Origin of the sequence: Planktothrix sp. FACHB-1365 (assembly GCF_014697575.1) — a bacterium.
Lineage (GTDB): Bacteria > Cyanobacteriota > Cyanobacteriia > Cyanobacteriales > Microcoleaceae > Planktothrix.
Genome location: NZ_JACJSC010000010.1, coordinates 78,151 through 92,119 on the forward strand (window position 1 = coordinate 78,151; position 13,969 = coordinate 92,119).

Consider the following 13,969-nt stretch of genomic DNA (forward strand, 5'->3'; position numbering starts at 1 on the left):
AGATTGAGTGGCTGGTGTTTGTTGATTTCCGGTCACTTTCGTCCCAAAATCACTTCTAATCGTTTCTGTGCTTCTTTTAATGCCGATTCAGCCGAAGATTGACCTAATAAAGTTGCCTCAATGGCGCTACCTAAACTATCAGAAATTCGAGTATATCCGTCTATAATCGGACGAGAACCCGCTACGGACATTTGCTCTACAAATACTTTTAACCAAGATCTTGATTTGAGGTATTCTTGGTAGTCTTGACTTTGCACAGATTTGAGATTGACTGGTAAAAAATCCGTTCCCATTGCCCATTCGGTTTGAAATTCCTCACTTAAAACAAATTCTAAGAATTTTAAAGCGGCTTTTTCTCGTTTTGGGGTAGTTTTCATCACAAAAATATTGCCCGTTGCTGTAACCGTCGAGGGTTTAATATCAGTAGGTATGGGAAACACCTGATAATCAACATTAGACTTGGTGATATAAGTCCAAGGCCCTGTAATTTGCATGGCTACTCGACCTGATATAAAATCCGCCTCTTCATAACCCCGTTCTGGCTGAGAAAGAGTCGCTGAACCTTCTTTGATCAAATCCTGCCAGAACTGTAAGGCATGAATAGCCCCTGGATTGATAAAATTGGGTTGATTATTCGTTAAGATTTCGCCTCCAGCACTTAATAAAAACGGGAACCAACTAAAGACCGTCCATTCTCCTTTTCCTAATGGCAATAACAGTCCATATTGTTCAGGTCTTCCATCTCGATTGCGGTCAATCGTCAGCTTTTTCGCCACTTGTCTGAATTCTTCCCAAGTCTTAGGAAATTCCGTAATTCCTGCCAATTGAAACAACTTCGGTCGGTAAAAAATACCGAGATTAGCCGTATATAAGGGACTTGACCAAATATGACCATCTAAGCGCAATTGCTCAAATAAACCGGGAACAATATCAGATTTAAAGGGTAAATTTTCCACCCAATTATCTAACGGTAGAATTGCCCCTAATTCTGCAAACTGTCCTGTGGATTGGGGGTCGTGTACTAACAAATCCGGTGGAGAATTCCCGACAACGGCTGTTAATATTTTTGGCAATTTAGGTTGACCAATAAAGATAGAATCTATCTGAATATCAGGATGGGTTTGATTAAATTTATTCACTAATTGTTCAAACACATCCCGGTTTGGAGGAGGGTTGACGGATTGCCAAAGGCTTAAATGAATGACGTTATCCTGTTTTTGATGAATCCCCTGACAATTTGATAACAATAGGAGAAATATACTCAGAAAAATTCCCAGCCGTAATAACTTTCTAGCAAAGTTTATCATTCACAAAGACCCCTATGCTGCGATCTCCCATATCATGTACTCTCGGTATTTACTGAAAGATTGTACTTTGGTTTGATCCGTGTCGATCCTACTGTACGGTCGAATCTAGGGGTAAATCTAGGGGTAAATCCAGGGGTAAATCCTCGGTAAAATTCAAAGATAATTGCTTAGGAAGCTGATCGACCTGGAAATATTGATGAAATTTTTTCGTGACTTGTAGCCAATAGGAGCGGGCGTTGGGTTGTTTGCGTTTGTGAACAAACCCCAATTCCACCAGTTCCTGAACCTGTTGATAGGCTCCTGATCCTCTTAATTCAACTAAATCCGTTTGCGTAATCCCTCCATTCAGGGCGATGGCCGCTAAGGTTCTTAAGGCCCCTACTCCTAACTCTGGGGCGACTAAGGTGTGCATTAACTCCATATAGGCTTCTCGGAGTTGCAGGGTATATCCAGAGTCGGTTTCTACCACTTCTAAAGCACTATCTCGATGGGCATAATCAGACATGAGTTGAATTAATGCTTCTTCAACTTCTTTGCGATCGCACCGGGCTAATTCTGCTAGTCCTCCAATGGAAAGGGGTTGACCTTTTAAGTACAAAATTGCTTCAATTTTTGCCAATAAACTCATGTTCAAAAACAGATGACAGATCACGGTTTGGAGTCCCTAACTGTTGACTGTACACAGTTATCTGTAAACCGTCAACTTTTAAGGGCTTGGCTTTGAGGGTTTTTAATTTTTATTGACTCCAGAAAAATTCACTCAAATCAATCTGATTCAAAACTTGGTAATTTTTAATTTTAACTTCAGGAAACTGGGGACAATTTTACCACCAACCTCGACAGGGATCAGGGCAGAACTTTAATTTCTGGTTAAGGTTGACGAAGATCGGCGGGTCATGAGAGAATTTTTGTATCTTTTTTAACGAAATTCTATTAGATCCCTTCCCTGTAGAAAAGGGCATTTTTGTCAACCGTCTTAATAAAGATTTTTCCTTCAAGACTAAGCTTCATTAAACTTAACAAAAATATAGAGTAATTGTAAGTTAGACAACAAAGTAAAACCCATCAATCATAGACAATTGAATTTATATAGGATTTGGGAGAGTTCAAAATGACCAGGGAAAATACAGTTCCCTCAAATTGTCGCAATTGTCGGTATTATAAGCCAGAAGGGCGACGGGGGGGAATTTGTCAAATGTTTCATGCTCCCGTTCAAAGTCATTGGAAATCCTGTACCTTAGCAACTTTACCTTTTATTTACTTATGGGATCGAGTGGATACTGAATTTCAGGGGGTACAAGATGGCAAAGATCCTAGAGTTCGTTTAAGAGATAATATCGGATAATTCTTATCTCTCATCCTAATCAATAATTCCTGGGATAGGAGAGGAAACTGTAATAAAAATTGTTTATGATTGTCTCTTGAAATCAATTCGTTTTTACTAAGTTGCTCAAGCTCATTTTTTCCAATTCATGTTAAAATAAATCTAAAGAAAAACCTTCTTTCAGATGATTGAATGCAGTTTCATTTAAAAACCCAATTAACTCAACATCTACAACAGATGATTCGGGAACGTGACCCTTACCTAGCTTCTGAGGGTCATTTTTATGTCCGAGAATATATTCGTCAGCAACTCCAACCATGGGGATCTGTAATTACAGATGAGTTTCAACAAACTGGAAGAACCCATCAAAATTTAATTCTAAATTTACCCGCTTTATCAAAATCAAAAGATTCTATTATTCTAATTGGTGCCCATTATGATGCTGTTCCAGGGTGTCCGGGTGCTGATGACAATGCAACGGGTGTTGCGGTTTTATTAGAATTAGCCAGAAGCATTGCGGAACATCCCCTCAAATATCCGGTTCAGTGTGTGGCGTTTGATTTAGAAGAATATGGTTTTGTCGGAAGTCAACATTATGCTCAACGTTTAAAACAGCAAAATCAACCTATTCGTTTGATGCTCTCGTTGGAAATGTTAGGGTATTGTAATTCTAACCCGAATTCTCAACTTTATCCCCCTGGATTAAAATATTTTTATCCAAATTCTGGGGATTATATTGCATTAATTGGTAATTTAAAAACAATTCCTGATTTAATTAATATTAGTCGGGGAATTCGTCAGACTAAAACGTCTTGTGAATGGCTTCCGGTTCCCAACCGAGGAATGATGGTTCCTGATACCCGACGCAGTGATCATGTTCCTTTTTGGGATTTAGGATATTCAGCTATTATGGTGACAGATACAGCAAATTTAAGAAATCCTCATTATCACGAACAGACAGATACCCTAGAAACTTTAGATTTAGATTTTCTCACGGGAGTTTGTCAAGGTTTAATTGTTGGTTTACGGCGAGTTTAAATTGGAGGAATAACATAAAAAAATATAGAAAAATAGCAACCGTAATTAGGCTATTAAACCAGAATTCCCTTGATCTCTTCTTAGGTTCTAGATCCCCCATAACCCCCCTTGAGAAGGGGGGAACCGGATGATTCAAAGTCCCCCTTTTTAAGGGGGATTTAGGGGGATCAAATCTCGGAGGAAATCAGGGATTTTCGGCGGTCGTTGACGGACTTTGAGCGATACCTGCACCCTACGGATGAGAATGTGTATAATAATAATGAATGTGCGGAGGGGATTGGGTGTATGTTGCAACGAATTATTCGGTTTTTTAAACAGTTACTGCAACGACTCCTGAACCGACAACCACCGCCTCCGCCACCCTCAAACCCTGTGCGTCCTAACCGTAGCGATACCGAATATGAGGGATTATTTTTGCAATTGTTGGAGGTGGTGCATCAAGGTGCAAGTCGGGGAGAGGTGAAGGCATGGTTAATGGGAAATCAACTAAAACAGGGAGAGTTTGTCGCCTGGTTGGAAAGGTTTGGACAACGCATCGCAGACAACCCAACTCCCCAGGAAGAATTAGCAAGGCGGATGGTTTTATTGGGGAATTTGGAGATCGGAGAATTAGGAATTGTTGCGGGGAGAATTGGGAGAGAAATTTTAGAGGGAATTAGTCCAAAATCAGATGATAACTCATGGCTTGACCAGGGTTATCAGCAACTTGAAAGAGAGAATTTTGAAGACGCACTTTTGTGTTTTGAAAAGGTTATTGAACTAGAACCAGATAATCACAAAGCCTGGTGCAACCGAGGCATTGCTTTAGCTGATTTAGGAAGGTTAGAGAAAGCGATTAATTCTTATGATAAGGCTTTAGAAATTGAACCGGACTGTCACGCAGCCTGGTACAACCGAGGCATTACTTTATATGATTTAGGAAAGTATGAGGAAGCGATTAATTCCTTTGACAAGGCTTTAGAATTTAAACCAGACTATCACGAAGCCTTGTGCTACCGAGGCATTGCTTTAGGTAATTTAGGAAGGTTAGAGGAAGCGATTAATTCCTTTGATAAGGCTTTAGAATTTAAACCAGACTATCACGAAGTCTGGTGCAACCGAGGCATTGCTTTAGGTAATTTAGGAAAGTATGAGGAAGAGATTAATTCTTATGACAAGGCTTTAGAATTTAAACCGGACTATCACTATGCCTTGTGCAACCGAGGCGGTGCTTTATATAATTTAGGAAAGTATGAGGAAGCGATTAATTCTTATGACAAGGCTTTAGAATTTAAACCGGACTATCACTATGCCTGGTGCAGCCGAGGCATTGCTTTAGGTAATTTAGGAAGGTTAGAGGAAGCGATTAATTCCTTTGACAAGGCTTTAGAATTTAAACTGGACAAACACGAAGCCTGGTACAACCGAGGCAATGCTTTAGATGATTTAGGAAGGTTAGAGGAAGCGATTTTTTCTTATGATAGGGCTTTAGAATTTAAACCGGACGATCACTTTGCCTGGTACAACCGAGGCAATGCTTTAGATGATTTAGGAAGGTTAGAGGAAGCGATTTTTTCTTATGATAGGGCTTTAGAATTTAAACCGGACGATCACTTTGCCTGGTGCAACCGAGGCATTGCTGCTGGAATATCTTCCCATCCTAATAAATTCTTAACTTCTTTCAGTCAAATTGTTGCTAAACATCCTGAACTGAATCAACGGGGTTATCAGGGAGAAATAACTTGTTATGAAATCGGATTAACTTATGTTAAAAAGGATAAACAGCCGGAAGGTTGGGGACTGTTGCATTATGAAATAGGTCGGGGGCACTATTTTGAAGGTCGGAGACAAAAGGTAGGTGCTTCTGATTACTATGTTAAAGCGATTAAGAGTTATAATACTGCCCTAACAGTTTTGACAGTAAACAATTTTCTTAAAAGCTATTTAGAGGTTTTACGAGATTATATTAAAATTTTATTGGAGTTAGGAGAAACTGAAAGAGCGGAGGAATTACAACGAGAGGCAACGGATGGGTTACGTCGGTTGATTGAAGAAACGCCTGATAATTATAACAAACAACAACTGTCCCTAAAGTTTTTTGGATTTAATCAATTAACGGTTGATTTAGCGGTAAAATCGGGAGATTTTATTAAAGGTTTGGAGTTAGCAGAATTCGGAAAAAATACCTGTTTGCCTTTGATGTTGTTGGGGTGTAGTGATGATATTCCCAAGTTTAGTTATGGGGAAATGCGACAATTTTTAACCGCAGCTTTTGGGGAGAAAACGGCTATTATCTATTGGCATCTTAGCCCCATTGCTTTAACAACCTTTATTTTAAAACAGGATAACCCCGAATTAGAAGTAATTCAACAACCGAGTATTCAAACTTTAAATGATTTTGAAGATTGGTTAACAGATTGGAATAAAAGTTATCAAGAATATCGAGATAAAACACCTTATAAAGACCGTTTATCCCGTGACTGGCGACAAAACATGATTCCTAACCTGAGAGCGTTAAAAGAAATTCTCAGAATTGATGAAATTATCAAAAAACTGGATAGCATTAATCATGTTATTTTAGTTCCCCATCGAGATTTACACTATTTACCCCTAGAATCTCTATTTTTCTTAGATAATTCTGCTCCTCCTCCCTTCAGTTTAACCCGCTTACCCAGTTTAAAAATTGGTCAAAACTTACAATCAACGCCTCGAATTAATGCGAATCAAACTTTACTCAATATTGAAAATCCCCCTAGTATTATTCAAGCGGGAGAAGGAAATAAAAAACGGTTAGAGCCTTTACCTGTGGCGGATATTGAATCGGAATTTGTTAGTCTCAGATTTGATAATCCCACTCGATTATCGGAAGAAGAAACGACCTTAGAAAAAGTTAGTCAAGGGTTAAAACAAAATTACCAAGTTTTGCATTTTGCGGGTCATGGTAATTATAACACAAACGATCCTAAATCATCGATGTTATTTTTAAAAGGGAGCGATCGCTTAACCCTAGAAGAAATTATTCAACCCGATTATTGTCTCAATTCCTATCAATTAGTTTGTTTAGCCGCCTGTGAAACGGCTGTTGCTGGGAAACAAACGATTTTGAGTGAATATGTGGGACTCGCAAGCGGGTTTTTAATGCAGCAAGTTGACCATGTTCTAGGGACATTATGGGTCGTTGAGTCCCTCCCTTGTTCATTATTTGTGATAGAATTTTATTATCGTTGGCAAGTGTTGAAGTTATCAAAAACCGAGGCTTTTACCCAAACCCAAACCTGGTTAAGAACAGCAACCCATCAGGAGTTAAAAGACTGGTGTGAAGCGAGAATAGCGGAGTTACCCCCACCGCTCCCGAAAAAGCTTCCATTGGGGAAACCGTTTAAATTCAACGTCGATCACCTACTTGCTAGAATAGAACAAGATCCACCTTTACAGCATCCCTACTATTGGGCTGCATTTATTTTAAGTGGCTATGACAGATTTAGAACTTCAAATGTTAACGGCGTTTTTTGCCACATTAACTCAACAGTCTGAACCGTTACCTGCGGATTTCGTTGTTCAGTTAAATCAAATTAGTGAAACTTTAGATTTGAATCAATTAGATAAGTTGATTACTAATTCCAGCTTGGGAAAAAATTATGAAACTATCTATCAATCGTTAGTGCCTAATTCGAGTTTTCGCAATTTAGGATTAGATACGACTCCGAATCATAAATCTGAGGTTGAAAACACAACTTGTACAGAAACTGGGAATTTAACGCTTCGTCCCGAACAAAATTTAGATGCAATTATAACTCAGATTGAAACCAAAGTTCATCAAGAACCTCCTGAATCTTTAATCAAGAGAATTTGCGGGAATTTCAACCCAATTGAAGCCGCAAAAACCATATTCTTAACCTCTGGCTTTTAGTCGGGTAGGTGCGCTGCAATCGTCATCCCTTAAGATAGAATAGGATTTTAAGGCTAAAATGAGTTATGGTTGATTCTGATCAGTTAATTTATCCGACAGTAGATTTATTCCTCTATGATTTAGGGGAAGGTTTAGGAGAATCAGACCCAAAAATTGAGCAAAATAGAAGGAATTTTTTCACCCGAATTTATGGAGAGAAACTTGATACAGAAATTTTAAACAAAATTAAACGTGTTGAGGAAAAAGCAGGAGATTATTTACCCTTACTGTCTCATCTCCCTGGTTGCGTACAACCGTTAAAGCAGGGGGATGGTTATTATTCTCCGGTTAAATTAGGAGATACCTATGGGTTACAAATAGACTGTTCTGGAGAAATAGAAAAGGACGTTAAAAAGAGACTTTCTCCTAAACCTTTAATTAGTTTAGCAGAAAGCAAAACTCTGATTAAAAATCAACTCAATTCCTGTGAAGGAACAATTGGACAAAGTTGGTTTGTCTGGGGTTTACTAACCTCTCCTGAACAAAATTCTTTGGAAACAGCCCAAAAATGTTATCAACAAATTAACTTATTTCCTGATGATAATTGGGAACGAGATTTACAACAAACAGGTGAATTTTTAGGAGCGCATTTTTATGAACTTTGGAAACCGCCATCCCATCAACATCAAACTTGTGATTCTGTACATTTAATCATTTGTTTATTTGATGCTCAACTCAATCATTCCTTGTCAGATGTTCAAGAAAAAATTAGACGGATTTATCCTCAACTCATGCGATTATTTTACTATCGAAATAAGGTTATTTGGTCATATTGGCAAAGTCGTCAATTAAAGATTGAACTCAAAGAAAAATATTCTACTATTCAAACAACGGTTAATAATCTACCGCAACAAGTTGATCAACCTCGGTTAAATTTAAACCAGTTACAGAAAGAATTAGCGGATATATTAAAGGTATTATCGATTTATTCTAATCAATTAAGTAGTTTGGAGCAACAAGAATCAACGATTAAAACGAATTTAAAGAATTATCAAAAACGGCTTAACACTATTGCTGAATTAGACTTTAATTCCAATCCAGAAGCAACGCGAAAATTTTTAAGTTTTTTTAGTGATTATGCTGAAAAAAAGTATTTAGAAGAAACCAAATCAAATTTAATAAGTTTCAATAGTGGATTTAAGCTATTAGAAAATGCGATTAAAACGATAGAGGGAATTATTAGTATTGAACAAACAAAAAGCGATCGCAATCTCAATTTAACGATTGGTGTCGTTGGTACAGCGTTAGCCATGAGTGGCGTGACTGCGAGTGTTTTATCCGCCCAACCTGAACGTCCGAAATCTCATGGCGACTTTTCCTTTATGGCTTCTCCGGCTTTTTTTATTAGTAGTTTACCCCTATTAATTTCAGTAATAATTTTAGGATTATCTCGTTTTTTCCGATAATTAAGAAAGATTTAGAAGATTTACATTTTTTCTTCTAACTTCATTAACGCTTGAATTCGAGCTTCTGTAGACGGGTGAGTGGAAAATAAATTTGCCATTGTTTTTCCCGAAAAACTATTCATAATTAATAAAGGTTCAAAGGCAGGATTTCCTTCAATCGGAATTTGTCTAGCCGTTAAATCTAAGCGTTGCAAAGCTCTTGCTAAGGCTTTAGGATTTCCGGTTAATTTTGCCGCACCTGCATCGGCGGAAAATTCCCGTGTTCGAGAAATTGCTAATTGAATCACAGTTGCCGCCATCGGAGCTAGTATGATTGTTAATAATAATCCAATGGGATTTCCCCCGCGATTATTATCCCGTGACCCCCCAAACCACATCCCATAACTGGCAAATTGTGCTAATCCAGAAATAGCGCCAGCAACCGTTGCAGCCACCGCTTGGGTGAGGGTATCTCGATTATAGATATGGCTTAATTCATGGGCAATAACGGCCTCTAATTCATCTTCGGGTAACAAACTCATAATGCCTTGGGTGACAGCAACGGCGGCGTGTTGAGGATCTCGACCTGTGGCGAAAGCATTAGCAGCCGCACTGGGAACAATATACACTCCAGGCATCGGTAAATTAGCGCGATCGCATAATTGTTGTACCATTGCATATAAACCGGGTGCTTGTTCGGGGGTAACGGGTTGAGCATTATAGGCTTTGAGGGCAATTTGATCGGAAAAATACCAACTTCCTAAGTTCGTCACGGCGGCGAACAGAATACCCACCAATAAGCCATTAGTTCCCCCAATGACCCAATAGCTAATGCTGACTAAAAGAGCAGTTAATAATCCTAGTAAAGCAACTGTTTTAAATTGATTCATACCCACTTCTTTTGGTTAAGGATTGGCTGTAACCGTTTGTTTTCAGTTCTATTTTAACCTGAAAGTTGCCAACACTAGGAGGGAATACAGCCCCCAATCATAGGAGTTTATGGAATTCCTGAGAACGGAGTTGTTATACTAAACAAACACAATTTTACCATAAACGCAGAAATCTATGAGAGAACTGTTAGCGGATGCCTTAGAGGTCTTTGATCGACACAGTGGTTGGATTATTTGGAATCTGTTTTTGGCGTTTATTCCCTTAGTCTTAAGTTTTTGGCTATTTCGGAGAAGAAATATTTCTCGAACTTGGTTTTGGTGGATTATTTATGTCATTTTTATTGCTTTTTTACCCAACGCGCCTTATTTACTCACGGATATTATTCATTTAATTCGCGCCACTCGTGCGGGATATTCGATTTGGATTATTACTCTAATTTTTATTCCCCTTCATGTTTTTGCCATTCTGAGTGGGTTGGAAGCTTATGTTGTCTCGTTAATTAATCAAAATCATTATCTCCGAAAGGAAGGAGCAAAACAATATATTTTTCTGTCGGAAATCTTGACCCATATTTTGTGTGCTATTGGAGTATTTATGGGACGCTTTCGGCGGTTTAATAGTTGGGATTTAGTCACTCAGCCGGATGTGGTTTTCATTAAAACCTTAGATGATTTAACAACTAAAAAGCCTTTATTTGTCATTTTTATTACTTTCATTGCGATTACAATATCCTATACTTTAATGAAGCAGGTTACGTTTGGTTTAATGCTTCAGTTTCGACGGCTTTATTTAGGGTTAGATGAATTAGAACCCGAAGAAATTATCAAGCGATAAATTAAAATAGGAGAGAGGATAAAAGCCATTTTGAATCTCTTAATGGCTTGGACAACGCCTAGATTATTCCCGATCAAAGCGACAAACATATTTTGGATTAATTGGACATTGAGTAGAGTTGAGGGGATTATCTTGAATAAATAAGAAACGAAGTTTCGTTAAATCTTTTAAATCGCTAATATCAACAATTTTATTATGGTTGAGATAGATTTCAATTAAACTTGTTAAGCTCTGAAGGGGGGAAATATCAGAAATTTGATTATAACTTAAATTGATTCGGGTTAATTGGGTTAAAGGTTGCAATGGACTAATATCCGTAATTCGATTAAAACTTAAATCCAATTCTTGTAAATTATTCAAACTTTGTAAGGGAGTGAGATCAGAAATTTGGTTATTATTAAGCTTCAATGACGTTAAATGGGTTAATCCTTTTAAGGGACTTAAATCTGAGATGAGAAAGGTACTTAAATCTAACCGTTCTTGTTGAGAAAGTGTTTGATTCGCGCGATCGCAATCGGAAGTTCCCACCTGTTGTAATAAAACATCCACAGTTCTCCTGGCTTCACGTGACAACTGTTGACGATTAGAACACCAATCTTGAAAGGTTTTAAAACTAGGTGTATCCGGTTGTGATTGTGCTAAACTTGCAGCCGGAAAACCTACAACAGTGAACAATAATAAAAGCTCCCATAGCTTCTGTTTAAATGTCCTTTTTTCTAATAATTGATTCATGGGTTTAAATCCTCTTAAAAGGTTACGTTTAAGTCTGGAAAGTGACGTTTTAATGGAGTTTATAGAGCGTTTTAGAACTCCATTAAGTTGTCCTATTGTTAGGGTAGCATATCACCAAAGTTAGGATATTTTTCAATCATCATTGATTCCCCTTGTCGGTCAGATCATCGGTCCCCTGTTCAAGGAATGGCTGAAAAAGCTGTAACTGACGAACAAGCAACAGTTTCAATATTGGGTCTGGGGCAATTTTTGCAGATCTCCTAGCGCCATCACGATCGCTGCGGTGAGTCAGCCACTAGGGTCGAGGCAAAAAGTCCGAACCCGATAATTTTAATTTTGATAATGATCGTTTAAAATAGAAACTGTATTGTAAAATATTTCGATTAAAATAACAATTGACACAGCGATCGCTAACTTTCCTAATTTCTAAACTTCTAAACCAATGAGTATTCGCGGGATTGACGTTTCTGATTACCAGCCTAACGTAGATTGGCAAGCCGTTGCCCGTTCTGGTATTGCCTTTGCTATTATTAAATCAACGGAAGGAGAAACCTTTGTTTGTGACGTTTTTAAGCGCTATTGGGAACAAGCAAAAGCCAATGGTTTAATTCGGGGTGCTTATCATTTTTTCAAACCGGATACAGATCCGATTAAACAAGCCTATCATTTCCTGAAAATTGTTAAACTTCAAGAGGGTGATCTTCCTCCGGTTTTAGATATTGAAACTATGGGAGGATTAGAAGCAAAAGCATTGTGTGATCGGTTAGCACAATGGATAGATGTGATGGAAAAAGAAACCGGTTTTCGTCCTATTATCTACACTTATCCTGGATTTTGGCAAAAACTCAATACCACTCGTTTTTCCGATTATCCCCTCTGGATTGCTCACTATACCACAGCCGAACAACCGATGATTCCTGGCGGTTGGAAAAGCTGGGTTTTTTGGCAATTTACCGATCAAGGTCAAATAGAAGGAATTAGTGGCGGTGTAGATGTTAATTTATTTGAAAGTATTCGCAAAGGAGATAAAGGATCAAAAGTTGAAAAAATTCAAAACTTATTGAAAAATCGAGGTTATGATCCGGGGGTGATTGATGGTGCTTTTGGGACTGGAACTGAAACAGCTTTAATCAAATTTCAACAAACTAAACAGTTAGAAGCGGATGGAATTGCTGGGTTAAAAACCTGGACAGCATTAATGGGACGTTCAGATTCTTTTGTATTACCTGTAGGGAACGTTGAACCGACTCCAGAACCCACACCTGCACCCACACCCACACCTGCACCTGTTCCTAGTATTGAATTGATTGATATTTGTAAAATTTACAAAGGAAATCCAGGTCAAGATCAAGTATTAACATGGTTACAACAACAAATTCCCTCAGCCACGTTATTAGAATTTTCTAAACTCTGGCGAAATCAACCCAAAGCTCAAACCACTTCCGTTAAGTTAATTGATGTTTGTAAATATTATCGGGGTTTACCGAGTCAAGATCAAGCCTTGCGTTGGTTACAGGAAAAAATTGCCCCCTCAATTTTAAGTGAATTAGCTCAACAATGGAATCAACAAACCTTACCCATACCCAGTATTAAATTACAAGATGTCTGTAAATATTACAAAGGTTTACCCAACCAAGCTGCGGCTTTAGATTGGTTACAAAGTCAAATTCCTCCTGCTACTTTAGATGAATTTGGGAAGAAGTGGCGACAACCTGCACCCAAAAAATAACCGATCACTCCCTATCGTTGGGTGCGTCAGCAGAAGCGCACCCACCCCCGCAACTAAAATTAATTATCATTCTGCTATAGCAGGGAACATTTTTTGAATCCCTTTGAAATCAACTGAATCTGCAACTACAGTCAGGCTAAATTAGTGCTAGACTGCCAATCTTCCCGATTCAGACAATACACAAAACAGTCATCGTTACCAAACCGCCGTGACTCCACAAATTTAAAGCCAAAACGTTCATAGAAGCGGTGGGCGCGAGTATTATTAGCTAGGGGATCGACAAGGACAGCCCTTACAGTCGATACTGCAAAACATCGAGCAATAGCAAGCTGCATCATTTCTGTTCCATAGCCTTTGGCCAAATCCTGTTCTTCTCCAATCCAAATATCAATAGCCCGAAGATTTGTTGCAATATCACCCCAATAATGGTCATCCTCACGGGCTGGATCGATGATCTCAACAAATCCAATAGGACGACCATCCATTTCCGCAATCAATTGTTCCCGCCAATCTGGGGTACGATGAAGTTCCACTTCCCAACCCCAATCATCGTTAGGATCTGAGGAAATGATGTGAGGTTGTTCATCCCAGTGTCGCAACAAATCCAAATCATCGGGGGTGGCGGATCGTAGATGAATCATATTCAAAGGATTTCTAATAACAAAGTATATCCACGAAGAGTGTCGGTATTTGTTTTAGCACGATTGATAAAATCGTGTGCGCCAAGTATTTGTTCGTGAAAACTAACAACTGATAAAGCAAAATCTGATGGTGAGTGTTGACTCATTTGATCGGTTAAAC

The 13,969-nt window shown here is 38.5% G+C and carries 12 protein-coding genes; 7 read left to right on the plus strand and 5 right to left on the minus strand.

What is annotated here, in order from left to right; all coding sequences use genetic code 11:
- Positions 1 to 32 precede the first annotated feature (32 nt).
- On the minus strand, positions 33 to 1,307 hold the full coding sequence (locus tag H6G57_RS13720; protein WP_190519407.1) for an ABC transporter substrate-binding protein: 1,275 nt from the start codon (positions 1,305 to 1,307) through the stop codon (positions 33 to 35).
- Between the two features lie 88 nt (positions 1,308 to 1,395).
- A complete protein-coding gene (scpB, locus tag H6G57_RS13725; protein WP_190519409.1) occupies positions 1,396 to 1,935 on the minus strand; it encodes an SMC-Scp complex subunit ScpB in 540 nt (179 codons plus the stop codon).
- 483 nt (positions 1,936 to 2,418) lie between these two features.
- On the opposite strand from scpB, the gene H6G57_RS13730 reads away from it, so the two are divergent.
- From H6G57_RS13730 to H6G57_RS13750, 5 genes are all read left to right on the plus strand, one after another.
- Positions 2,419 to 2,652 carry a hypothetical protein gene (locus H6G57_RS13730; RefSeq protein ID WP_072718267.1) on the plus strand — a complete coding sequence of 78 codons (234 nt, stop codon included), beginning with the start codon at positions 2,419 to 2,421 and terminating at the stop codon, positions 2,650 to 2,652.
- Positions 2,653 to 2,823: 171 nt separating this feature from the next.
- A complete protein-coding gene (locus tag H6G57_RS13735; RefSeq protein ID WP_190519411.1) occupies positions 2,824 to 3,669 on the plus strand; it encodes a M28 family peptidase in 846 nt (281 codons plus the stop codon).
- A 285-nt stretch (positions 3,670 to 3,954) separates the two neighbouring features.
- The gene (locus H6G57_RS13740; protein WP_190519413.1) at positions 3,955 to 7,182 is read left to right on the plus strand and encodes a tetratricopeptide repeat protein; all 3,228 of its coding nucleotides are present in this window, start codon (positions 3,955 to 3,957) and stop codon (positions 7,180 to 7,182) included.
- Positions 7,121 to 7,558, plus strand: coding sequence for a hypothetical protein (locus H6G57_RS13745; RefSeq protein WP_190519415.1), 438 nt, complete (start codon positions 7,121 to 7,123; stop codon positions 7,556 to 7,558). Before H6G57_RS13740 ends, H6G57_RS13745 begins: the two co-directional genes overlap by 62 nt.
- Positions 7,559 to 7,623: 65 nt before the next feature.
- Positions 7,624 to 9,003, plus strand: a complete 1,380-nt coding sequence (locus H6G57_RS13750; protein WP_190519416.1) for a hypothetical protein — start codon at positions 7,624 to 7,626, stop codon at positions 9,001 to 9,003.
- 20 nt (positions 9,004 to 9,023) lie between these two features.
- Here the strand turns inward: H6G57_RS13750 and H6G57_RS13755 are convergent, their stop codons facing one another.
- Entirely contained in the window at positions 9,024 to 9,872 is an 849-nt protein-coding gene (locus H6G57_RS13755; protein ID WP_199314289.1) for a zinc metalloprotease HtpX, read from the minus strand.
- Between the two features lie 175 nt (positions 9,873 to 10,047).
- On the opposite strand from H6G57_RS13755, the gene H6G57_RS13760 reads away from it, so the two are divergent.
- Positions 10,048 to 10,707, plus strand: coding sequence for a DUF1361 domain-containing protein (locus H6G57_RS13760; protein WP_190519420.1), 660 nt, complete (start codon positions 10,048 to 10,050; stop codon positions 10,705 to 10,707).
- 63 nt (positions 10,708 to 10,770) lie between these two features.
- Here the strand turns inward: H6G57_RS13760 and H6G57_RS13765 are convergent, their stop codons facing one another.
- Complete coding sequence (locus H6G57_RS13765; RefSeq protein ID WP_190519422.1) at positions 10,771 to 11,439, minus strand: leucine-rich repeat domain-containing protein; 669 nt, start codon at positions 11,437 to 11,439, stop codon at positions 10,771 to 10,773.
- A 442-nt stretch (positions 11,440 to 11,881) separates the two neighbouring features.
- On the opposite strand from H6G57_RS13765, the gene H6G57_RS13770 reads away from it, so the two are divergent.
- Complete coding sequence (locus tag H6G57_RS13770; RefSeq protein ID WP_190519424.1) at positions 11,882 to 13,168, plus strand: GH25 family lysozyme; 1,287 nt, start codon at positions 11,882 to 11,884, stop codon at positions 13,166 to 13,168.
- Between the two features lie 131 nt (positions 13,169 to 13,299).
- Here the strand turns inward: H6G57_RS13770 and H6G57_RS13775 are convergent, their stop codons facing one another.
- A complete protein-coding gene (locus H6G57_RS13775; protein ID WP_190519426.1) occupies positions 13,300 to 13,809 on the minus strand; it encodes a GNAT family N-acetyltransferase in 510 nt (169 codons plus the stop codon).
- Between the last annotated feature and the right edge of the window lie 160 nt (positions 13,810 to 13,969).